Source organism: Wolbachia endosymbiont (group A) of Volucella inflata (assembly GCF_947250665.1).
Lineage (GTDB): Bacteria > Pseudomonadota > Alphaproteobacteria > Rickettsiales > Anaplasmataceae > Wolbachia > Wolbachia pipientis.
The window spans coordinates 322,320-344,751 of sequence record NZ_OX366338.1 but is presented as its reverse complement, the minus strand read 5'-3'; the positions used below and the strand labels follow the sequence as shown (position 1 = coordinate 344,751).

Genomic DNA, 22,432 nt, shown 5'->3' with positions numbered 1-22,432 from the left:
GGAGAAACTACCATATGCAATATTACATCAAAGAGGAAAATTGGAAACAAATTTTAGAGTTCATAAAAAGCGTAAAAGGAATGCACAGCAAAGATGAAAAACGTTTAAGAATATTCATAGAGGCAGTGTGGTACATAGTGCGAAGTGGTTGCCAATGGAGACTTTTACCAAAAACTTATGGTAATTACAGGAGTATACATAAGCGATTTAAAAGATGGTGTGAAAGAGATGTCTGGAAAAAATTGCTTGAATATACTAGGCTCTGTGGACAAAATTTTAGAGAAGCCATACAAGAGCTCCAACAAAATTGAGAAAACCCATAAAAACCTCAGCAGTTTTATCAAATCTGGAAAAAATGCGCCTAAAATTTTTAATTTTACCAAAAAAACACTCAATCAAATGACGTTCTTTGTAGATATGCTCATCGTAATACCTTTGCACTTTTCGATTCCGTTTTGGCGGAATAACTACTGTACATCCCTTGTCTTCAAGACTTGTAACAAAGGCATTGCTATCGTAGCCCTTGTCAGCTACTACAGTAGAGTTATAGATACTTTCGGTCAACACTTGTGCCTGCGTAATTTCATTTCTTTGACCAGGAGTCAGAGTAAATTTAAGTGGATTTCCAAGTGCATCGACAAGCGCATGTATTTTAGTTGTAAAGCCACCTTTGCTCCTCCCTAAAGCTTCTTGATCCTTGGAGTTTTTTGTATATCCAGATGAACATGGATGGCCTCGGATGATCGTACCGTCGATTATAGCAACTTCTAAATCAGGCTCTTGTTTAGTATATTCAAGCAATTTTTTCCAGACATCTCTTTCACACCATCTTTTAAATCGCTTATGTATACTCCTGTAATTACCATAAGTTTTTGGTAAAAGTCTCCATTGGCAACCACTTCGCACTATGTACCACACTGCCTCTATGAATATTCTTAAACGTTTTTCATTTTTGCTGTGCATTCCTTTTACGCTTTTTATGAACTCTAAAATTTGTTTCCAATTTTCCTCTTTGATGTAATATTGCATATGGTAGTTTCTCCATTTTTTACCTATTAGGCTAAACTACCATCTTTTTCTCTCTTTTCATATTTTTTGTCCACAGAGCCTAGTAATTTTGCATCTAATTTATCTGTTTTTGCAAAGTGGTTGCAGGCTTTTGCAAATGCATATACCCGATTTGGGTGAGCTCTGTGAACAGCTATGTTATACAACTTTATGACAAGTTTTTCATAACCACCTGTTTACACATAACTTAACAAATACGTTAGCCATTTTTGACTTTATAAACTCAGATATAGCTGTCTCTACATTTTCTATACGCTGATGTTTATTGTTGATTGAGATATCAAGTGTTTCTTTTGAAACATCAATACCAATGAAAACTGTTCTAGCCATTTTTGTACCTATAAATATAATCAAATAATAATGTAACAGGATTGTGATTCGATCTTTTAGATCCCCCTACCGTTCGTACTCCATTTTTTAAAGCTAGGAGTGTACTGAGATGCCTACGATTTCTATCAATCAATCCAATTGACAGCTAGCTCATTATAGTCTTGCGACTTTGACTTAATATACAATCCAGTTCTTTCGCGCAGTTCCATCAAAAACGTTGTAAAGGATTAATCGCTTTCGTGTTTACCAACTTAGTGCCCAATCTGGATCCCAGTGTCAAGCACTGGGATGACAAGAAAGGGAGCACTGGAATTTTTGTTTCAATATTTGTACATGAGCCATGCATCTGAACAGATACAATGTTGTAGCTAGAGATAATTTTTAAATGATTGATATTTATGAACCACGACTTTTCTTGTTGTCCACTTGTTCAACATTACCCTTCTCAAGTTTACTATCTACTTCTTTTGTGTGTTCATCATCTATACTAGTTTCATCTTTTATCTTACTAGGGTAATCTTCCTGCGATTTTTTATATGCTTCCATGTTGTCATATATAGGGTTACTGATGATTTCTATTTTTTCAGGTGTGAAAATCCTTGCTAAAAATCTCCTTATTATTGGTATTGACCTTAAGAAATCTCTTAGCTTTGAAGATTCTTGTCTTTTGTTTAGAGACTGTTGGTCTATTTTAGAGGTTTTTACACCATACTTTTTATCATCAAAATTTATTGTAGGCTTTCTTTTATTCGAAAGAACACTTTGGGCCTTTGATCCATTGGTTCCTTCAGGCCCTTGAGGTGTAGACATTGCAGGTTTAACCTTAGTTTCATCGTATTCCTTACTCATCTTTCATTTCATTATGTAACATTACTAATATTGCATAATAATAGCTAAATTACAATTAATTGCAAGGTAAAAATATTAAAACAATTGTAAATTTTGTCAGTAAAAATATAATAGAACTTTAAAATTAGAGGTTCATCTATATGGGATACAAAATTGCTGTTATTGGAGCAACCGGAAGAGTAGGGCGTGAGGTATTAAGCACGCTTGCTGAATTTCAAGATGAGGCGATAGATTGCGTTATTGCACTTGCATCGAAAAAATCAGAAGGGAAGAAGGTGAGCTTTGGTGACAAAGAGTTAACAGTTTTATGCCTTGAGGATTATGACTTCGTTGGAACTAATGTAGCCATTTTCTGTGCTGGATCTCATGTTTCTGAAGAGTATGTACCAATTGCAACACAGGCTGGATGCATCGTGATAGATAACAGTTCCCATTTTAGAATGAAAGAGGGTGTGCCACTCATTATTCCAGAGATTAATAAAGAAAAAATTATGGAATATAAAAACCACAACATAATATCCAATCCAAACTGTACTACAATACAGATGCTGCTAGTACTACATCTATTACACCAAAAAGCAAAAATAAAGAGAATCGTTGCTTCAACTTATCAATCAACTTCTGGTGCAGGCAAAGCAGCAATGGATGAGCTCTATGACCAGACAAAAAAAATCTTTATGAACGAAGCTAAAAAACCCAAGATATTCTCTAAGCAAATAGCATTCAATTGCATTCCCCATGTAGGAGAATTCATGGAAAATGGTTCTACAGAAGAGGAATGGAAAATGCAAGAGGAGACAAAAAAAATTTTAGAGAAAGATATAAAAGTTACTGCAACTTGTGTAAGGGTACCCGTCTTTATCGGTCACGCTATGGCAGTAAATGTGGAATTTGATCAACATATCACTGAAGAACAAGCTCGTGAAGTGCTAAGTGAAGCCGAAGATAGTGGAGTTTTAGTGTACAACAGGCGTGAAGATAGTGAATACATAACTCAAATTGATGTTGTACAGGAGAATGCTGTATATGTATCGCGTATTAGAAGAGACAATACTGTTGAGCACGGATTAAATATGTGGATAGTGGCTGACAACCTGCGCAAAGGCGCAGCATTAAATATAGTGCAGATTCTTGAGATTTTGATAAGAGAGCATTTGTCAATCAAGTGCATATAGAGCGCACGTACGTTGTAATTCGAAGGAAATTTGTATACCACATGGCAGCGCGTGACGCTGGAATGGCTTTGTTGCATCGCTACTTATGAAAGGCTAACTATAATTAGGATTATAAGCAACTTATTGAAAATCTTGTTTTTTTTGCAATCAATCTGATCAAATTTAAGAATAGTAACTTGTTATTTATATTAATAAATTTAATTCTATTGAAAATAGCTAAAGCATTGAAATTCTTGAATTTTAGCCGGATTAGTGAGTGGTAGTGAAATTTCTTTTACTCAAATTTAGGTATTCACTGACCGTTCTTGTTATAAATACCAGAATAATAAGCTACTGATATTCTCCACCTTTTTTATCTTTAATCCATCATAGCTAGCGATGCAACAAAGCCGGCTGGATTCCAGTGTCAAGCACTGGAATGACACCATTTGCTGTGCAGTTTACCTTCAAAAATGAATGTTCGTACAGCTATGGAATAAATCGCGGTATGACGGTTCGCAGCGGTATAGTAACTCGTCACCCCGCTACTTGTTAGCGGCTGAGATACCGTGGCGGTATGACGTAGAAGCTATACTTTTATACTCACCAACTCAGTATCCAATCTGGATCCAAGTAGTCAAGCTATTCGGATGACACCCTCATAAAGTGAAATGAGATCCCGCTAACACGTAGCGGGATGACGAGAAAGGGGCTACTCGGATGACACCCTCATAAAGTGAAATGAGATCCCGCTAACACGTAGCGGGATGACGGGAAAAGAGGTACTGGGAGACATCCTTCCTGGTAGGCCCAAATTGCAATGTTCGTACAGTTAGTGCGACCCGAAAGTCGTGATTTTGTGATGGTTAAATTCCATCTTTCCTAGACATCGGGGATAATGTATGTCTCACATTTTAGAGAGTGGCAACCTCTAGGCTCTGTGGACAAAATTTTAGAGAAGCCATACAAGAGCTCCAACAAAATTGAGAAAACCCATAAAAACCTCAGCAGTTTTATCAAATCTGGAAAAAATGCGCCTAAAATTTTTAATTTTACCAAAAAAACACTCAATCAAATGACGTTCTTTGTAGATATGCTCATCGTAATACCTTTGCACTTTTCGATTCCGTTTTGGCGGAATAACTACTGTACATCCCTTGTCTTCAAGACTTGTAACAAAGGCATTGCTATCGTAGCCCTTGTCAGCTACTACAGTAGAGTTATAGATACTTTCGGTCAACACTTGTGCCTGCGTAATTTCATTTCTTTGACCAGGAGTCAGAGTAAATTTAAGTGGATTTCCAAGTGCATCGACAAGCGCATGTATTTTAGTTGTAAAGCCACCTTTGCTCCTCCCTAAAGCTTCTTGATCCTTGGAGTTTTTTGTATATCCAGATGAACATGGATGGCCTCGGATGATCGTACCGTCGATTATAGCAACTTCTAAATCAGGCTCTTGTTTAGTATATTCAAGCAATTTTTTCCAGACATCTCTTTCACACCATCTTTTAAATCGCTTATGTATACTCCTGTAATTACCATAAGTTTTTGGTAAAAGTCTCCATTGGCAACCACTTCGCACTATGTACCACACTGCCTCTATGAATATTCTTAAACGTTTTTCATCTTTGCTGTGCATTCCTTTTACGCTTTTTATGAACTCTAAAATTTGTTTCCAATTTTCCTCTTTGATGTAATATTGCATATGGTAGTTTCTCCATTTTTTACCTATTAGGCTAAACTACCATCTTTTTCTCTCTTTTCATATTTTTTGTCCACAGAGCCTAGGGTTTTTGTTGCCAAAAATACATTTTTTAATTGAATAAAAATACAAAGTTATAAACAAGAGTTGTAATAAGACTAAATTCAAAAAATTTAAAAAAACATAGTTGATCTGCTGCAATAAGTCTATAGCCTCTCCAACTCAGGTTCATCCTGATAGGCTGTTTGGATGCTTAAATTCTTGAAAGCCTGTATGGCAAATCTTATACCTTGCTTTAGAAAAAGCTTGCTTTGAGGGTACATGTCAATGGCTCCATAAGTTCATATTCTATTCCCAAACTTTTTTTAACTAACTTTAAAATCATAGAAAATACTGTCGAAAAAGGAAGTTTTCTTGTTCGTGTAAAACTCAACACAATGGATTTTCTGAAAAGTTTTCGAGTATATTATATTTTTAATTTGTAGAATAAGGTTTTTTCCTTTTTGCATATTTCACCTAAAAAAGACACATTTTAAACTTTTTTGTTGCAATAAAATAGAAACAAAAGTGCTGTCCCTTGCACTCTTTGGATAATTTAATGATAAAAAATTTAGAGAGAAATTTTATACACTATCGCTGATATTTTTCCTTAAGTTGACGCCATTGCCTGAACGGATACAACTTAATTTTTAATCTGCAGGAGTCAAGTTGAGAATGTCCAATTTTCCACTTTCTTTATAGCATAACATACTTCAGCGCCTCTTGCTCCTCTTGAAGTCCAATGGGCTCACCACTTATGTGTAAATTAATCGTTAATGTTGTACACGTTCTTTTCTTTTTCTACTCTCTCTTGCTCTTCAATACAATATATAGCAAGCGGATTAGCTTTAAGTCTTTCGACTCCTATTTCTTCTCCTGTTCCATCGCAGTAACCATAAGTGCCTAATTTTATTTTTTCTAACGCCTCCTTAATTTTTTCTTTTCTATCTTTTCGACGCTTGATTAATTCCTCGTTTCCACTATCTCCATCAGAATAGTATGTATCAATACTATTCTCTTCTAGTTCTTGTTTCTCCAGCTCAGCGAGTATTGACTGTAACTTTAAGCTGAAGTATTCCAGTTGTTTTTCGCTCATATATTCTTCATCTTCTGAAGGAGTGTAATCTTCTGGTGACTTTATTTTTGGTAACTTTTCCATAATTGCATTATCAAAAAAATAATAAAACCTATATAATTTATGAACAAAAAATTATACTACCTCAAAGTAAACACTATAATTTATAATAAACATTTAAAAGCCTAGTATGATCGATTCAGCAAAAAAATTAGTAATAGATGACAAGAACTTTACCTATATAGTATGTATTTTTATCATAATGTTAAATTTATCTTCATTTACATTTGAAAACAACAATAAACAAGAAGTTATGTTAACATTAACATGGATATGTGCTACATTTGTTTTGCAGATTTCTACAAATAATTTGTTTACATCTGATTATCATGATGGAATATTAGAGCAAATCTTTGTACAGCCACTCTCTTCTAGGCTTATAGTTGCTTATAAAATTTTCGCTCACTGGTTATTATTTGGGTTACCGATTTCAGTAATTTCTTCCATATTCAGCTTTGCAATTCTAGGCAATAGTATTGAACACTCAATAGCAGTTGGAGTGTCTTTATTATTTAATACGCTGATAATCATTAATATTTCAGCTACTGGAAATGCATTGATGATTGGTCAAAACAACTTAACATCAGGAGTATCGCAAATTCTTGTTTTGCCAATGATAATGCCAACCTTTGTGTATTTTAAAATGCTAACTCAATTTGAAAATTTATCCTTGAATATTTATACACTACTAATCACCATCTTAGTTTTTGTTATTTTGATTGTTAACAGCACCATAACTACTCACATGGCACTAAAATTTGCTGTGGAACAGGATTGAAAAATCTTACTGTTATTCAGTAGACTTCTTGCATAACCTAGGCTCTGTGGACAAAAAATATGAAAAGAGAGAAAAAGATGGTAGTTTAGCCTAATAGGTAAAAAATGGAGAAACTACCATATGCAATATTACATCAAAGAGGAAAATTGGAAACAAATTTTAGAGTTCATAAAAAGCGTAAAAGGAATGCACAGCAAAAATGAAAAACGTTTAAGAATATTCATAGAGGCAGTGTGGTACATAGTGCGAAGTGGTTGCCAATGGAGACTTTTACCAAAAACTTATGGTAATTACAGGAGTATACATAAGCGATTTAAAAGATGGTGTGAAAGAGATGTCTGGAAAAAATTGCTTGAATATACTAAACAAGAGCCTGATTTAGAAGTTGCTATAATCGACGGTACGATCATCCGAGCCCATCCATGTTCATCTGGATATACAAAAAACTCCAAGGATCAAGAAGCTTTAGGGAGGAGCAAAGGTGGCTTTACAACTAAAATACATGCGCTTGTCGATGCACTTGGAAATCCACTTAAATTTACTCTGACTCCTGGTCAAAGAAATGAAATTACGCAGGCACAAGTGTTGACCGAAAGTATCTATAACTCTACTGTAGTAGCTGACAAGGGCTACGATAGCAATGCCTTTGTTACAAGTCTTGAAGACAAGGGATGTACAGTAGTTATTCCGCCAAAACGGAATCGAAAAGTGCAAAGGTATTACGATGAGCATATCTACAAAGAACGTCATTTGATTGAGTGTTTTTTTGGTAAAATTAAAAATTTTAGGCGCATTTTTTCCAGATTTGATAAAACTGCTGAGGTTTTTATGGGTTTTCTCAATTTTGTTGGAGCTCTTGTATGGCTTCTCTAAAATTTTGTCCACAGAGCCTAGTAACTTTGGAAAACACTGGAAAATATGAGCTTGGCTTAGCACATTTTCTTGTTGATAAGAATGTTGCTGTACATCGAGCTAATACTCGCAAAGTAAAAAGCTTTGTCATATCTCATGGAACTTTAGCAAAGTCTGATCAATCAGATGCAAGAGCTCTTGCTCAATATGGATGTGAATGCTATAGTACTCTATCTCTATTTGTGCCTATGTCAAAAGAACAAACAGCCTTAGTTGCACTTTGTCAACGACGTGATGACATTACACAAATGAGAGTTCAAGAGAAATGTAGACTGAAAGCACCTGAAAACGAGCATATAAAAGAAAGTTGCCAAAAAACCATTGACTTTTTTAACGGTCAGATAAATGAGATCAATAATGCAATACAAAAAATCATTGATGAAAATCTAGAGTTACAAAAGCGCCAAAAAATACTTAGAACAGTACCGGGAATAGGTATCAAGTTATCTCAAGATTTTGTATGCCTGATGCCAGAACTTGGCTACTTAAACAAAAAAGAAGTTGCAAGTCTTGCTGGAGTTGCCCCGCATCCAAAAGAAAGCGGTAAAACTATTGGTTACCGAAGGATAACAGGTGGTAGAAGCAATGTTCGTGCAAAGCTTTTTACTGCTGCTATGGCTGCTGCAAAGTCTAAATCTGTACTTGGTGCTTTTTATTCTGATCTCATTGGTAGAGGTAAAAAAAGATGGTAGCTATAACAGCTCTAATGCATAAAATTATAGTGATTGCTAATGCAAGACTTAAAGAAGCAGTCAACGTAAATTTTTAAAATCTGTATAGAAAATAGGTTGATGAATATGTGCGCCCACACAAATTTAAAGCACATATTCATCAACCATACGGTCTAAGCAGTGGTAGTTGTTTGATATAAATTTCTTTCTGTAGTAAACTAGGGTTTTTGTTGCCAAAAATACATTTTTTAATTGAATAAAAATACAAAGTTATAAACAAGAGTTGTAATAAGACTAAATTCAAAAAATTAAAAAAAACATAGTTGATACTAACGTACGAACATTATGTTTGAGAGCAATCTCTACACAGTAGTTAAATGGCAGGCACAATAAGGGGTAGCAAAAAGAATGAGCTTTTTTTTTGAGCTGAGCGAAGCCACCTAAGGTAGAAAATGAATCAGGAAGGAGTAAAAATATAGTATCTGTTCAGAGGAGTGGCTAATGTGCAAATATTGAAGCAAAGTGCGTGACACACAGCTATATGAACATTGCAATATGGCACATAGTAAACGATGTCATTCCAGTGCTTGACACTGGAATCCAGCTTTTTCATAATCATCAAAACGTTGTATTTTAACATAAAACGGCTACTTTTATGCTTACCAACTTAATAAAATTCCTGGATCCCAGTGTCAAGCACTGGGATGACATCATAGGGACGCTGGAATGACACCCTGACAACCGTCATCCCGCTACTTGTTAGCGGGATCTAGAGATACCGCGAATGAATCGCGGTATGACGGTTCGCGGCGGCATGACGATAAGGTTTATACCTTGTCATCCCAGTGCTTGACACTGGGATTGATTTATCTTGTCTACCTTATTTTGCCACTCCGCTGAACGGATACCAACAAATGGTGTCATTCCAGTGCTTGACACTGGAATCCAGATACGATTTCATCATATAAATCTTTCCATTCTTGATTCGTTTTTTCAATTAAGTTTATTTTCCATTTTCTCTGCCAGCTTTTTAGAAGCTTTTCTTTACTAATTGCTAAATTTATGTCTTGAAACTCCTCAAAGTAGACTAATTTACTAACATTGTACTTTGACGTGAAACCGGAAATGGCTTTGCTTTTATGCTCCCAAATTCGTTTGATTAAATTTGATGTTATACCTATATACAGGGTTCCATTTCGTTCACTTGCAAGTATATAAACATAATAACTTTTCATATATAGTAACCTGGATCCCAGTGTCTGGGCACTGGGATGGCACCATTTATTGTAAGGACTTACCTCACATTTACTCTATGATTATCTTTTTAGATCACCTTGTCTACCTATTTTGCCACTCTGCTGAACGGATACAAAATATATTTAATGTTTATATGATGTACTTACTTATAAATGTCTTTTCTGTGTCCTATCTCTGTGATAACCACTTCATATTTTATAATATTTACGGAATAGATAACGCAATAATCACCTACCCTTAATCTTCTTTGTCCTTTAAATCTGTAATATAATGGCTCACCAAGGTTAATGGGATCAACTGTAAGGCGCTTATTTATCGCATTTATGATCCTTAATCTTATTGTTTTTGGAAGAGCTGGAAGGTCTTTCTCAAGAACGCTTTCTATGAAGATAATATTATATTCCAGTCTACATCCTCACTTCTAATTTTCTTTACACCTGAAACATTACGTTTAGCAGCACGCTCAATTAGTATTTTATCTTCCTCATTTTCAATTGCTTCTTGTATTAGCTTCTCTGCTAGTTCTTTAATGGACTTATTTCTTATTTTAGCCAGTCCAGCAAGACACTCTGAAATTTCGTTGTTGAAAGTTATGCTAAATTTTGAATTTGCCATATATTTTACCTAAAATCTACTAATAATTATACAACATTTTTCTGAATTTTTCAATAAAAAAAGTTGCCTATACGTAAAGAGGACCTGTGTTGACAAATAATTAAACATTTGTCATGTACTATGTTTGTTAAGGAAAAATAGCACAGAAGTTAGTATTAAGTATATTAGGAATAAGAAAGGCTGCGCTCAGTGTCACATACTGGAATAACAGGAAAAAACGAACTGCTATACTAAAAAAAAGAAATAGAACATGACAGAATGGCTAATATCTAATCAGCTTATTGATTATAACTGCGCCGTAAAATCCATGGAAGAGAAAATTCAACAAATTCACAATAATTCAGCAGACGAATTAGTATGGCTACTCCAGCACCCTCCACTTTATACTGCAGGAATCAGTGCAACAGCTGATGATATTGTTGAAAAACTATTTCCCATATATAAAACAGGAAGGGGTGGTAAACACACATATCATGGTCCAGGACAGCGCATTATATATTTAATGTTAAACCTTAAAAAAAGAAACAAATGCGATATAAAGCTATATATTAGAGATCTAAGTAAGTGGATCATAAATATTTTAAAGCAATTTAATATACTTGGAGAGTTTAGAGAAGATAGAATAGGCATTTGGGTAAACCATAACGGAGTAGAAAAAAAAATTGCAGCTTTTGGTATCCGTTTAAGAAAATGGGTAACTTATCATGGCATAGCGCTTAACGTCTTTCCAGACCTCTCTCACTATAAGGGTATTATTCCTTGTGGGTTGCAAGGTTATGGCGTCACGTCAATGGAAGAACTAGGAGTGAAAGTTCCACTCTCTGAATTGGATGATATACTAAAAAAAGAGTTTTATAAGATATTTTAATGATTGTTTATCTTTTATATTTCATTCTCACTTTATGTGCTAACACAAGTATTCATGCAATCGACCAAGTTGATATTATTGCTCCTTCTTCGAAGGGAAAAGAATCAGATCTGACTACTATAAAAGAATATGTAGAAGCTTTGGATTTTAATCCCCATATTTCGGAGAAAATATATAGTAATGATAATCCATTTTATTCCAACTCTGATGAATTCAGAGCAAATGATTTGATTAGTGCACTAACTAATGATAGTAAAATAATTTGGTGTATCAGAGGAGGAGAAGGGGCTTCTCGGTTAATTCCCTATCTAGAAAAGTTACCCAATGATAAAAAAGAAAGGATTGCTCAAAACAAAAAGATCCTCATAGGCTATAGCGATATAACTGCCTTGCACATCCATCTACAAGCTAAATATGATTGGCAAACTCTTCACGGCACCATGTTGGAAATGATAGTAAATAACTCCGTTTCTGAAAGCTCTGTTGAAAAATTGAAAGAGTTAATTCTTAACAAGCGGAATTCTATCAGATTTGATAACCTAAAGACGATAAATAATGGCATTAGACTAAAAGATGGCAGATTAGAGTCTAAAATCATCGGTGGTAATATGACTCTAGTTGAAAATAGTATAGGAACCGCTTGGCAAATAAATGCGAAAGGTAAAATTCTATTTTTAGAGGACATAAGAGTTTACCCATACGCAATAGAGCGCAGTTTAGATCACCTAAAACAAGCCCACATCTTTGATGGAGTACATGCAGTAATCTTTGGGGATTTCGTTAACTGCTATAACGATAACCTTGTTGAAGTTGTAAAAGAAAGGTTTGCAAAAAGTGTTAACTTTCCTGTATTTACAATAAAAGGGGTAGGCCATGGACATACAAATGATCCTTTACCTTTTAACACTCACGCTATTATTAGCGTTCAAGACGAAAAAGAAGGTTTGTTTTTTATGGACGTGCAAAATGTTAACTACACATAGCTGATAGCTCACTAGGCTCTGTGGACAAAATTTTAGAGAAGCCATACAAGAGCTCCAACAAAATTGAGAAAACCCATAAAAACCTCAGTAGTTTTATCAAATCTGGAAAAAATGCGCCTAAAATTTTTAATTTTACCAAAAAAACACTCAATCAAATGACGTTCTTTGTAGATATGCTCATCGTAATACCTTTGCACTTTTCGATTCCGTTTTGGCGGAATAACTACTGTACATCCCTTGTCTTCAAGACTTGTAACAAAGGCATTGCTATCGTAGCCCTTGTCAGCTACTACAGTAGAGTTATAGATACTTTCGGTCAACACTTGTGCCTGCGTAATTTCATTTCTTTGACCAGGAGTCAGAGTAAATTTAAGTGGATTTCCAAGTGCATCGACAAGCGCATGTATTTTAGTTGTAAAGCCACCTTTGCTCCTCCCTAAAGCTTCTTGATCCTTGGAGTTTTTTGTATATCCAGATGAACATGGATGGGCTCGGATGATCGTACCGTCGATTATAGCAACTTCTAAATCAGGCTCTTGTTTAGTATATTCAAGCAATTTTTTCCAGACATCTCTTTCACACCATCTTTTAAATCGCTTATGTATACTCCTGTAATTACCATAAGTTTTTGGTAAAAGTCTCCATTGGCAACCACTTCGCACTATGTACCACACTGCCTCTATGAATATTCTTAAACGTTTTTCATCTTTGCTGTGCATTCCTTTTACGCTTTTTATGAACTCTAAAATTTGTTTCCAATTTTCCTCTTTGATGTAATATTGCATATGGTAGTTTCTCCATTTTTTACCTATTAGGCTAAACTACCATCTTTTTCTCTCTTTTCATATTTTTTGTCCACAGAGCCTAGGTTATCGTAGATAAAGTCGCTTTTTCTTATGGAAGGAAACATATATTATTTATAGAAACAAACATATAACTTATCATAAGATTTTATCAAAATCCAGCCCCTATAAGATATTTTATTGCAAAAACTACACAACTTTATTAATAGATAAACCTGTTGTTTGCGAGATAATATCAACAGAAATTCCTTCTTTAACTAGACTCTTTGCAACTTCGATCTTCTTTGCTTCTCTAACCTTTTCCCTACAAACACGTATGCCTTCAAATAAAGATTTGATTAGCACATCGCGTAACTCCTGGCTCTCAATCTTTTTGTATTCTTCTATTAAACTTGATAGCTCTGTCTCATCTTCATTTTCTGTTGTTTCGGGAAGTAAATCTACGATACTAATTGATAATACCTTTGCTATTTCATCTAACATTTCAAGTGAAACAGCAGCGCGTCCTTGTTCATATTCGTATATTCCTTGATTTGTTATCCCCCCGATTTTATTCGCTAAATCTTCCTGAGTGTATCCTCGTCTCAACCTCCACTCTTTTATCCTTTGCCCTACTTTGTAGGGAATATGAATCTTTTTCTCCTTATTACTATATTCATCAATAGATAAGTCAGTTGTTCGCGAGATAATATCAACAGAAACTCCTACTTTAACTAAACCCCTTGCTACTTCTATTTTCACCGCTTTTCCGCTTCTTTCCTCACTAATACGGATGAATTTGGTTAATAAATAAAATATCTCGCGTAATTCTTGATCCTTAATCTCTTTATGTCTTCTTACTAGATTTAATATCTCTTCTCCCTCATTTTCAAAATACCTTTTTGATACTGCTTGTCCGGAAGCTAGATCTCTAGGTGTACAGTCCCAGAGTGTGATGGTATGATAAAATATGAGAAAAAAATACCATCAAAGGAGGAGTTATGGGACAAATATTACATGGGTGCGCCAAAACAACACAGACGATTCGTAGAGCAATACAAAATAGAAAAGAGAGCATAGCAAAACTCTCCAAGCATTATAACCTTAATCCAAAAACTATTATTAAGTGGAGAAAACGTTCATTTACGAAAGATGCTGATATGGGTCCAAAGCGTCCAAGATCGACTGTTTTAACGCTAGAAGAGGAAGCTATAATAGTTACATTTCGCAAGTATACACTACTGCCACTAGATGATTGCCTTTACGCTCTGCAGTCTACAATTCCGCATTTGACTCGCTCTAGCTTGCATCGTTGTTTACAAAGACACAACATTAGCAGATTACCAACTGTTGATGGAGAAGTTAAGTCAAAAAAGAAATTCAAACAATATCCTATCGGTTACTTTCATATTGATATTGCTGAAGTTAGAACTGAGGAGGGCAAATTACATTTGTTTGTTGCTATTGATAGGACATCCAAATTTACCTATGTTGAGTTGCGTAACAGTGCTACAAAACCCATAGCTGCTGAGTTCTTACGTAATTTGATTAGAATTTTACCGTATAAAATCCATACTATTTTGACAGATAACGGTATACAATTTACAAACCAGAAGCGTCATAAGTATGCTTTCCAACATATATTTGATAGAGTTTGCGAAGAGAATGTTATTGAACATCGTTTGACAAAAGTTAGCCATCCTTGGACGAATGGGCAAGTCGAGCGTATGAATAAAACTTTAAAGGATGCTACAGTTAAGAAGTATTACTATCAATCGCACCAGCAACTTAAAGAACACCTTTATAACTTTGTTATGGCTTATAATTATGCAAAGAGACTCAAAACTCTTAAGGGTCTTACTCCTTATGAATTTATATGTTATCAGTGGACACAGTCTCCAGAATTATTTATACTAAATCCACACCATCACACTCTGGGACCATACACCTAGCACTCGTTGATAATGCTTTTGCTATGGCATATAATTTTTTAATTGAAATTTTACGTGTTCCTTTTTCATATTGTAATATGACCTGATATTTTGTACCGATTTTACTTGCTAAATCCTTTTGAGTATATCCCAGCCTTTATCTACGATTTCTTATCTCTTGCCTAACTTTGTAGCTTAGGCTTTCTGCCAATTCGCACACTAATGTCTTCTATTGGAATTGTTGCTTAAATAATTTCTCCCTTTCGCTTATTATTTGGTCGCTTTTGTCCTCAACCCCTCTCATCTCTCTTTCTCGTTCCTCTATAATAAACTTCATAACCTCATCTGAATATTTGCTCTTTCCACTTGCTAGTTCTGATTTTAACCTTCTTACTTTATATTCCAATTCTAAAAACCTTTCTTGTCTCATTAGCAATTCTATCATCTGATTTATTTGTAAGCGTAATTCCCCTTCTTCTAGAGCTCCTGCTATTTTGACCAGTAATAACTCATCTATTTTATAATTTACTTCAGATTGAGCTATAAATAAGTTAATCATTGCTCGTACATCAACAGGCTCGGCTACTAATACCTTAACATTACTACACACAAAACGTTTTAAACTTATATTTTTTTCTAGGCTCTGTGGACAAAATTTTAGAGAAGCCATACAAGAGCTCCAACAAAATTGAGAAAACCCATAAAAACCTCAGCAGTTTTATCAAATCTGGAAAAAATGCGCCTAAAATTTTTAATTTTACCAAAAAAACACTCAATCAAATGACGTTCTTTGTAGATATGCTCATCGTAATACCTTTGCACTTTTCGATTCCGTTTTGGCGGAATAACTACTGTACATCCCTTGTCTTCAAGACTTGTAACAAAGGCATTGCTATCGTAGCCCTTGTCAGCTACTACAGTAGAGTTATAGATACTTTCGGTCAACACTTGTGCCTGCGTAATTTCATTTCTTTGACCAGGAGTCAGAGTAAATTTAAGTGGATTTCCAAGTGCATCGACAAGCGCATGTATTTTAGTTGTAAAGCCACCTTTGCTCCTCCCTAAAGCTTCTTGATCCTTGGAGTTTTTTGTATATCCAGATGAACATGGATGGCCTCGGATGATCGTACCGTCGATTATAGCAACTTCTAAATCAGGCTCTTGTTTAGTATATTCAAGCAATTTTTTCCAGACATCTCTTTCACACCATCTTTTAAATCGCTTATGTATACTCCTGTAATTACCATAAGTTTTTGGTAAAAGTCTCCATTGGCAACCACTTCGCACTATGTACCACACTGCCTCTATGAATATTCTTAAACGTTTTTCATCTTTGCTGTGCATTCCTTTTACGCTTTTTATGAACTCTAAAATTTGTTTCCAATTTTCCTCTTTGATGTAATATTGCATATGGTAGTTTCTCCATTTTTTACCTATTAGGCTAAACTACCATCTTTTTCTCTCTTTTCATATTTTTTGTCCACAGAGCCTAGATAATTTTTCATATCCTGCGATAAGTTCTCCTTTAATTCTTCATATGCTCCTGACAGTAACACCTCTAATTCCTTAAAAAACTCAATCTCTATATCACCCGCCACAAGAATCATTAGCAGATGTTTTACTAACTCTCTATCATTTGATTTGATCGCCTGATAAATTGCTTTTTCTCTATTCTCTTCCAAATCATAAAGTTCTGATGAATCACTAAGGCTAAATAAATAGTTTGTAGCTTCTCCAGAAGCATAGGCAATATTAACTTCTCTTAGTGGATGACCATCATTAAACTTTTCTAGTAACTTACTATCAGTAGTTTCTTCTATTGCAACAGCCACTTTACTCAATTTCTTTAGCTGGTCTATACCTTCTCTTGAATCTCTAGGTGTATTTTTAACTTCATTTAGCACCTTGCTATAAAGACTTTGCTTTTCCTCACTGCTTAATAATGTACAATGCTCCTTACAGTTGTTCAGAAGTTTTAGATAGAAGTTGTATTAACATATCCTGCCTACGTTTTGTTGAAAATACTCACGCTATATTATAGAATTTTTAATTGAAAGTAAACTTGTAGGTTCATATCTAAAATAGGTATCTTTGAGACTGCTAAACTCATGGCATCCATTTCCTGGCCTTTAAAGGCACTTTATAGAAGAGTTGATAAAAAGATGTGCAAAACTACATTCAAGGCTTAAAGTACCATTTTAAGCCCACCTCTGAAGGTCGTTTTTTTTATCAACACTCTTGAATCTTACCTAAAAATAAAAACGTTGAATATTTCTTCAGAATTGTGTATAATTACTAATGCTTTTTAGGTTTTTTTCTCATGGCTCTTTCTAAGTTCCTTGACGTACGAAATGATGTCGCATTCAAAAAAATATTTGGTACTGAAAAAAATAAGGATATACTTATTCACTTCCTCAATGACATCATTGGTTTCACTGGTAAAAACCAAATAAAGGATATAGAGTTTCTAAGTACTATTCAAGACCCTGATATTGCCGCTAAAAAGCAAAGTATTGTTGACGTTCTCTGTAAAGATGAAAATGGGGTGCAAGTGATCGTCGAGATGCAAGTTGCTAAAACTAAAGGATTTGAAAAACGTGCCCAATACTATGCTGCTAAAGCTTACTCAAGGCAAGCTGATAAAGGTGACCAGTATCATAACCTTAAGGAAATTATCTTCATTGCTATAGCAGATTGTGTACTGTTTCCTAATAAATCTGAGTACAAATCAAAGCATACTATTCGAGATGAAGACACTAATGAGCATGATCTAAAAGATTTCTATTTTATATTTATTGAGTTGCCAAAATTTCCAAAGAATAAGGAAGATCAGTTGGAAAATATAGTTGAAAAATGGGTTTATTTTTTTCGATATGCAGACGAAACTAGTGAAGAAGAGCTGGAAAAAATAATAGGTAGTGATCTAATAATTAAAAAAGCCTATGAAGAGCTAAATAGATTCAACTGGTCAGAAAAAGAATTTATTGCCTATGAACAGGAAATAAAACGTATTCTTGATGAACAGGCTGTCCTCGCTCAAAAACTTGATGATGCTACTGAAAAAGGCAGAGAAGAAGGCATCCTAATCGGACATGAAAAAGGCAGAAAAGAAGAAAAAATTGCAGTTGCAAAAAATCTACTTAAAGCAGGTGTTTCTATTGATATTATAGCTCAAACTACTGGTCTTACAGCTAATGAAATTAAAGACTTAAGCTGATTCTATCTTTGGATGTTTAGATGAATATCTTTGTACTAGATGAAAACCCAGAGATTGCGGCAAAAATGTTATGTGATAAGCATATAGTAAAAATGCCATTAGAAACTGCTCAGTTACTGAGTAATGTTTTTTCAATAGCATTAAAAGTGCCAAATCCTTTAGTCAGCATCACAGACCAGAATATAGAAGTTCCATATAAACTTACTCACAAAAACCACCCTTGTTCTCTATGGGCTAGACACTCAAAAGGAAACTTTAATTGGTTGATAAAGCATGGAAAAGAATTGTGCATAGAGTATAGCTTGCGATACAAAAGAACGCATAAATCCGAAGAAGTTATAGATTGGTGTGATAATAATAAGGATTTGCTAATTTTTCAATCAGCTGATATACAAATTTTTACACAAGCGTTACCTGATCGATATAAATGTAGTAATCCAATAGAAGCCTATAGAGAATATTACCTAAAAGAAAAGATGAGGTTTGCTAAGTGGAAAAAAGGTAGAGAAGCACCAGGTTGGATAATCTGCTACACAATACCACAGCTAATATAGCTCATAAATAAAGAAGCCATCCAAATCGGACATGAAAAAAGCAGGGAAGAGGGCGAAAAACAGGCTAAAATAGCTGTGGCTAAAAATTCACTCAAGGCGGGTGTTTCTATTGATGTTATTGCTGAAATAACAGGGTTTTCTGTTGATTATATTGAGAAAATTCAAGAAAAGAAGTTTTAGCCATAACGTTTTTTTATTAAACCCTCTATTCTAGGCTCTGTGGACAAAAAATATGAAAAGAGAGAAAAAGATGGTAGTTTAGCCTAATAGGTAAAAAATGGAGAAACTACCATATGCAATATTACATCAAAGAGGAAAATTGGAAACAAATTTTAGAGTTCATAAAAAGCGTAAAAGGAATGCACAGCAAAGATGAAAAACGTTTAAGAATATTCATAGAGGCAGTGTGGTACATAGTGCGAAGTGGTTGCCAATGGAGACTTTTACCAAAAACTTATGGTAATTACAGGAGTATACATAAGCGATTTAAAAGATGGTGTGAAAGAGATGTCTGGAAAAAATTGCTTGAATATACTAAACAAGAGCCTGATTTAGAAGTTGCTATAATCGACGGTACGATCATCCGAGGCCATCCATGTTCATCTGGATATACAAAAAACTCCAAGGATCAAGAAGCTTTAGGGAGGAGCAAAGGTGGCTTTACAACTAAAATACATGCGCTTGTCGATGCACTTGGAAATCCACTTAAATTTACTCTGACTCCTGGTCAAAGAAATGAAATTACGCAGGCACAAGTGTTGACCGAAAGTATCTATAACTCTACTGTAGTAGCTGACAAGGGCTACGATAGCAATGCCTTTGTTACAAGTCTTGAAGACAAGGGATGTACAGTAGTTATTCCGCCAAAACGGAATCGAAAAGTGCAAAGGTATTACGATGAGCATATCTACAAAGAACGTCATTTGATTGAGTGTTTTTTTGGTAAAATTAAAAATTTTAGGCGCATTTTTTCCAGATTTGATAAAACTGCTGAGGTTTTTATGGGTTTTCTCAATTTTGTTGGAGCTCTTGTATGGCTTCTCTAAAATTTTGTCCACAGAGCCTAGGGAAGATGGAATTTAACCATCACAAAATCACGACTTTCGGGTCGCACTAGCTGTACGAACATTCATTTTTGAAGGTAAACTGCACAGCAAATGGTGTCATGAAAGTAGCTGACACTGGAATGGCTTTGTTGCATCGCTACTTATGAAAGGCTAACTATAATTAGGATTATAAGCAACTTATTGAAAATCTTGTTTTTTTGCAATCAATCTGATCAAATTTAAGAATAGTAATTTGTTATTTATATTAATAAATTTAATTCTATTGAAAATAGCTAAAGCATTGAAATTCTTGAATTTTAGCCGGATTAGTGAGTGGTAGTGAAATTTCTTTTACTCAAATTTAGGTATTCACTGACCGTTCTTGTTGTAAATACCAGAATAATAAGCTACTGATATTCGCCACCTTTTTTATCTTTAATCCATCATAGCTAGCGATGCAACAAAGCCCACCGATTCATTCTACTGCAACGCAGAAAATCCGTACAATTGTGCATAATGTGGGGCTTCTGGCTACATTTTTCTATTGAACTCACCTTTTCTCTATGTGACAGATTTCGTATTAAATTTTAAATTTAATGCGCCTAGATATACAAGCATTCCTAGCAAAACCATAGGTATAGAAAGCAACTGCCCCATAGTTAAATCAAGCCACAAATAGCCAATTTGATAGTCTGGTTCGCGAAAAAACTCAACGAAAAAACGTGCTATTCCATACCACATAACTGCAATACCAGTTAACGCACCGTGATACAGTCTTATTCTAGTTAAGAAAAACAGTGAATTTGCAACTGCAAAAAGTAGCAGTCCTTCAAAAAGTGCCTCATAAAGCTGGCTTGGATGACGCAGCAAATTATCACCACTCTCTGGAAATACCATACCCCATGGCATAGTTGTAACTCTGCCAAATAACTCTCCGTTTATAAAATTGCCTATGCGACCTAAAAATAAACCTATGGGAACTCCGCAAGAAACTAGGTCCAGTGCATAAAATATAGGAATGTTATGTCTTCTGCAGGAGATTATTACTGCAAGCAAAACTCCTATAGCACCGCCATGAAATGACATCCCTCCTTCCCAGGTCTTCAATATCTCGATAGGGTTGCTTATATAAAGAACTGGATCATATATCAATACGTAGCCAAGTCTACCTCCAAGGATAATACCTACAATAGTGGCTGTTAATAACGAATCGTAAAAATTCTTAGTAAATATTTTTTGGTCATCTAGCCTATGTAAATACCAATATGCAAACACTATACCCAAAACGTAGGCTAAGGAATACCAATATATAGAAACAGGACCGATGCTGAAAATTACTGGATTTAAAGACATATTTTGCTATAAATTATTTTTAGACAATCTACTTTTTTCACGATCCCACTCTCTCTGTTTTATGGTTGCTCTTTTATCGTAGAGTTTTTTTCCTTTTACAATGGCAATTTTAGTTTTTGCCAATCCTTTATCGTTAAAATAGACCGAAAGCGGCACAACAGTTATCCCAGCAGTCTTGATTTGACCAATTAGTTTATTTATCTCCTTTTTATGCAAGAGTAATTTACGTTCCCTTTTTGGTTTATGATTTTTTCGGTTCGCAGCTTTATATTCTGCAATATGCATATTGTGCAGCCATACTTCGCTATTCTTTTCGACAACGTAGGCGTCGGAAATATTTACTTTTCTTTCTCTTAGCGATTTAACTTCACTGCTTAATAAGACCATACCCGCTTCAAATTCTTCTAAGATGAAATATTCAAACCTTGCTTTCCTATTTTCTGCAATAACTTCCATATCTAAAGATATCTTTAAGCTTCAATATATTACAGAGTTTTTGACTTAATTCATAATAAAACAGTTATCCCAATAAATATAAGGTGCCAGGCTAGTCTGATAGCAACAGGATAACAAAAATCAAGTAAGTGCTTTTTTTGTCTTTCTAGGCACAAGTTCCTTTACTTCTTTCATTTCAGTTTTAGGCTTTGACATTATATATTGACCAGCACCAACTATGAGCGCAGATCCTGCAGCTAGTCCAATTATTGCTGGTACAGATAGGGCAGTAGCAAATGCAAGTGCAACACCAACTATCACTGCAGTTACAAAACACACAATAACACCTTTTACAATTGCATTTTTTGCAGATTGTTCTTTTTCTTTCACAATTGCATTTTTTCCAACCTGTTTTTCTTCCTTTTTCTCTGGAAGCTGCATTACATCTTTATTTTCAGTAAGATCCTTTGGCGTTTTTTTATTCTCATTTTTTAACGTTTGCTTTTTTTCCGCTTCCTCTAAAAGCTGAATTATACCTTGATCTTTAGTGAGGTCTCTTGGCGTTTTTCCATCAACATCTTTTAATGAAGGGTCTGCTCCAGCTTCTAGCAGAGCTTTCACCACTTCTATCTTGCACTTTACAGCAGCAAAATGTAAAGGAGCCCATCCTTTATCATTTTCTGCATTAACATTTGCTCCTTTTGCAATTAGAATGTCTACTATATTTTCGTGGCCATAGTGAGCAGCCAAATG

24 protein-coding genes and 6 pseudogenes are annotated in these 22,432 nt (G+C 34.8%); 12 read left to right on the top strand and 18 right to left on the bottom strand.

Going from position 1 to position 22,432, the window contains the following annotated elements; genetic code table 11:
* Positions 1-14: 14 nt before the first annotated feature.
* Positions 15-311 (top strand): transposase, encoded by a 297-nt coding sequence (locus OOK85_RS01810; RefSeq protein ID WP_264703637.1) that lies wholly within the window; start codon positions 15-17, stop codon positions 309-311.
* Here OOK85_RS01810 and OOK85_RS01805 read toward each other — a convergent pair.
* From OOK85_RS01805 to OOK85_RS01800, 3 genes and pseudogenes are all read right to left on the bottom strand, one after another.
* Positions 277-1,029 (bottom strand): IS5 family transposase, encoded by a 753-nt coding sequence (locus tag OOK85_RS01805; protein ID WP_264702205.1) that lies wholly within the window; start codon positions 1,027-1,029, stop codon positions 277-279. The two genes, OOK85_RS01810 and OOK85_RS01805, sit on opposite strands and share 35 nt — an antisense overlap.
* Positions 1,030-1,109: 80 nt before the next feature.
* Positions 1,110-1,398 (bottom strand): annotated as a pseudogene (locus OOK85_RS07975) (IS110 family transposase); the annotation flags it as partial.
* Between the two features lie 396 nt (positions 1,399-1,794).
* Positions 1,795-2,247, bottom strand: coding sequence for a hypothetical protein (locus OOK85_RS01800; protein ID WP_264338047.1), 453 nt, complete (start codon positions 2,245-2,247; stop codon positions 1,795-1,797).
* A 140-nt stretch (positions 2,248-2,387) separates the two neighbouring features.
* Between OOK85_RS01800 and OOK85_RS01795 the strand changes: the two genes are divergently transcribed.
* Positions 2,388-3,422 (top strand): aspartate-semialdehyde dehydrogenase, encoded by a 1,035-nt coding sequence (locus OOK85_RS01795; RefSeq protein ID WP_264703635.1) that lies wholly within the window; start codon positions 2,388-2,390, stop codon positions 3,420-3,422.
* Between the two features lie 931 nt (positions 3,423-4,353).
* Here OOK85_RS01795 and OOK85_RS01790 read toward each other — a convergent pair.
* The 3 genes and pseudogenes from OOK85_RS01790 to OOK85_RS01780 form a co-directional block, all read right to left on the bottom strand.
* The gene (locus tag OOK85_RS01790; RefSeq protein ID WP_264702164.1) at positions 4,354-5,106 is read right to left on the bottom strand and encodes an IS5 family transposase; all 753 of its coding nucleotides are present in this window, start codon (positions 5,104-5,106) and stop codon (positions 4,354-4,356) included.
* A gap of 187 nt (positions 5,107-5,293) precedes the next feature.
* A pseudogene (locus tag OOK85_RS01785) lies at positions 5,294-5,612 on the bottom strand (IS4-like element ISWosp8 family transposase); the annotation flags it as partial.
* Positions 5,613-5,908: 296 nt separating this feature from the next.
* On the bottom strand, positions 5,909-6,301 hold the full coding sequence (locus OOK85_RS01780; RefSeq protein ID WP_264703141.1) for a TraR/DksA family transcriptional regulator: 393 nt from the start codon (positions 6,299-6,301) through the stop codon (positions 5,909-5,911).
* A 106-nt stretch (positions 6,302-6,407) separates the two neighbouring features.
* Between OOK85_RS01780 and OOK85_RS01775 the strand changes: the two genes are divergently transcribed.
* From OOK85_RS01775 to OOK85_RS01765, 3 genes and pseudogenes are all read left to right on the top strand, one after another.
* Entirely contained in the window at positions 6,408-7,055 is a 648-nt protein-coding gene (locus OOK85_RS01775; RefSeq protein WP_264703143.1) for a heme exporter protein CcmB, read from the top strand.
* 120 nt (positions 7,056-7,175) lie between these two features.
* Positions 7,176-7,928, top strand: coding sequence for an IS5 family transposase (locus OOK85_RS01770; protein ID WP_264702263.1), 753 nt, complete (start codon positions 7,176-7,178; stop codon positions 7,926-7,928).
* An 8-nt stretch (positions 7,929-7,936) separates the two neighbouring features.
* Positions 7,937-8,736 (top strand): annotated as a pseudogene (locus tag OOK85_RS01765) (IS110 family RNA-guided transposase); the annotation flags it as partial.
* Positions 8,737-9,558: 822 nt separating this feature from the next.
* Here the strand turns inward: OOK85_RS01765 and OOK85_RS01760 are convergent.
* The 3 genes from OOK85_RS01760 to OOK85_RS01750 form a co-directional block, all read right to left on the bottom strand.
* Positions 9,559-9,873: a GIY-YIG nuclease family protein gene (locus OOK85_RS01760; RefSeq protein WP_064085789.1), complete on the bottom strand. Its 315-nt coding sequence runs from the start codon at positions 9,871-9,873 to the stop codon at positions 9,559-9,561.
* A gap of 164 nt (positions 9,874-10,037) precedes the next feature.
* Positions 10,038-10,211, bottom strand: coding sequence for a type II toxin-antitoxin system RelE family toxin (locus tag OOK85_RS01755; RefSeq protein ID WP_264704121.1), 174 nt, complete (start codon positions 10,209-10,211; stop codon positions 10,038-10,040).
* Between the two features lie 65 nt (positions 10,212-10,276).
* On the bottom strand, positions 10,277-10,510 hold the full coding sequence (locus OOK85_RS01750) for a DUF6290 family protein (RefSeq protein ID WP_264703633.1): 234 nt from the start codon (positions 10,508-10,510) through the stop codon (positions 10,277-10,279).
* Between the two features lie 250 nt (positions 10,511-10,760).
* Between OOK85_RS01750 and lipB the strand changes: the two genes are divergently transcribed.
* A complete protein-coding gene (gene lipB / locus OOK85_RS01745) occupies positions 10,761-11,378 on the top strand; it encodes a lipoyl(octanoyl) transferase LipB (RefSeq protein WP_264703631.1) in 618 nt (205 codons plus the stop codon).
* Positions 11,378-12,361: an LD-carboxypeptidase gene (locus tag OOK85_RS01740; protein ID WP_264338997.1), complete on the top strand. Its 984-nt coding sequence runs from the start codon at positions 11,378-11,380 to the stop codon at positions 12,359-12,361. The genes lipB and OOK85_RS01740 overlap by 1 nt, the downstream gene beginning before the upstream one ends.
* Before the next feature lie 32 nt (positions 12,362-12,393).
* On the opposite strand, the gene OOK85_RS01735 is transcribed toward OOK85_RS01740, so the two are convergent.
* Positions 12,394-13,146, bottom strand: coding sequence for an IS5 family transposase (locus OOK85_RS01735; RefSeq protein WP_264703629.1), 753 nt, complete (start codon positions 13,144-13,146; stop codon positions 12,394-12,396).
* 207 nt (positions 13,147-13,353) lie between these two features.
* Positions 13,354-14,082 (bottom strand): annotated as a pseudogene (gene wmk / locus OOK85_RS01730) (WO male-killing family protein Wmk); the annotation flags it as partial.
* Positions 14,083-14,144: 62 nt separating this feature from the next.
* On the opposite strand from wmk, the gene OOK85_RS01725 reads away from it, so the two are divergent.
* Positions 14,145-15,095: an IS481 family transposase gene (locus OOK85_RS01725; RefSeq protein WP_264702189.1), complete on the top strand. Its 951-nt coding sequence runs from the start codon at positions 14,145-14,147 to the stop codon at positions 15,093-15,095.
* On the opposite strand, the pseudogene OOK85_RS01720 reads toward OOK85_RS01725, so the two are convergent.
* From OOK85_RS01720 to OOK85_RS01705, 4 genes and pseudogenes are all read right to left on the bottom strand, one after another.
* Positions 15,091-15,228: pseudogene (locus tag OOK85_RS01720) on the bottom strand (helix-turn-helix domain-containing protein); the annotation flags it as partial. The gene OOK85_RS01725 and the pseudogene OOK85_RS01720 overlap by 5 nt on opposite strands.
* A 75-nt stretch (positions 15,229-15,303) precedes the next feature.
* Positions 15,304-15,744: a hypothetical protein gene (locus OOK85_RS01715; protein ID WP_264703625.1), complete on the bottom strand. Its 441-nt coding sequence runs from the start codon at positions 15,742-15,744 to the stop codon at positions 15,304-15,306.
* Entirely contained in the window at positions 15,732-16,484 is a 753-nt protein-coding gene (locus tag OOK85_RS01710) for an IS5 family transposase (RefSeq protein ID WP_264702164.1), read from the bottom strand. The genes OOK85_RS01715 and OOK85_RS01710 overlap by 13 nt, the downstream gene beginning before the upstream one ends.
* A gap of 26 nt (positions 16,485-16,510) precedes the next feature.
* A complete protein-coding gene (locus tag OOK85_RS01705; RefSeq protein WP_264703623.1) occupies positions 16,511-16,978 on the bottom strand; it encodes a hypothetical protein in 468 nt (155 codons plus the stop codon).
* 416 nt (positions 16,979-17,394) lie between these two features.
* Here OOK85_RS01705 and OOK85_RS01700 point away from each other — a divergent pair, with 416 nt between their 5' ends.
* From OOK85_RS01700 to OOK85_RS01690, 4 genes and pseudogenes are all read left to right on the top strand, one after another.
* The gene (locus tag OOK85_RS01700; RefSeq protein ID WP_264703621.1) at positions 17,395-18,291 is read left to right on the top strand and encodes an Rpn family recombination-promoting nuclease/putative transposase; all 897 of its coding nucleotides are present in this window, start codon (positions 17,395-17,397) and stop codon (positions 18,289-18,291) included.
* Between the two features lie 20 nt (positions 18,292-18,311).
* Positions 18,312-18,845, top strand: a complete 534-nt coding sequence (locus OOK85_RS01695; protein ID WP_264703619.1) for a pyrimidine dimer DNA glycosylase/endonuclease V — start codon at positions 18,312-18,314, stop codon at positions 18,843-18,845.
* Between the two features lie 9 nt (positions 18,846-18,854).
* Positions 18,855-19,025 (top strand): annotated as a pseudogene (locus OOK85_RS07970) (pyrimidine dimer DNA glycosylase/endonuclease V); the annotation flags it as partial.
* A gap of 113 nt (positions 19,026-19,138) precedes the next feature.
* The gene (locus OOK85_RS01690) at positions 19,139-19,891 is read left to right on the top strand and encodes an IS5 family transposase (RefSeq protein ID WP_264702164.1); all 753 of its coding nucleotides are present in this window, start codon (positions 19,139-19,141) and stop codon (positions 19,889-19,891) included.
* A gap of 561 nt (positions 19,892-20,452) precedes the next feature.
* Here the strand turns inward: OOK85_RS01690 and lgt are convergent.
* The 3 genes from lgt to OOK85_RS01675 form a co-directional block, all read right to left on the bottom strand.
* On the bottom strand, positions 20,453-21,244 hold the full coding sequence (gene lgt, locus OOK85_RS01685) for a prolipoprotein diacylglyceryl transferase (protein ID WP_182367039.1): 792 nt from the start codon (positions 21,242-21,244) through the stop codon (positions 20,453-20,455).
* Positions 21,245-21,250: 6 nt separating this feature from the next.
* On the bottom strand, positions 21,251-21,700 hold the full coding sequence (gene smpB / locus OOK85_RS01680; RefSeq protein WP_182319477.1) for an SsrA-binding protein SmpB: 450 nt from the start codon (positions 21,698-21,700) through the stop codon (positions 21,251-21,253).
* A gap of 120 nt (positions 21,701-21,820) precedes the next feature.
* Positions 21,821-22,429 carry an ankyrin repeat domain-containing protein gene (locus OOK85_RS01675; protein ID WP_264703614.1) on the bottom strand — a complete coding sequence of 203 codons (609 nt, stop codon included), beginning with the start codon at positions 22,427-22,429 and terminating at the stop codon, positions 21,821-21,823.
* Positions 22,430-22,432: the final 3 nt, after the last annotated feature.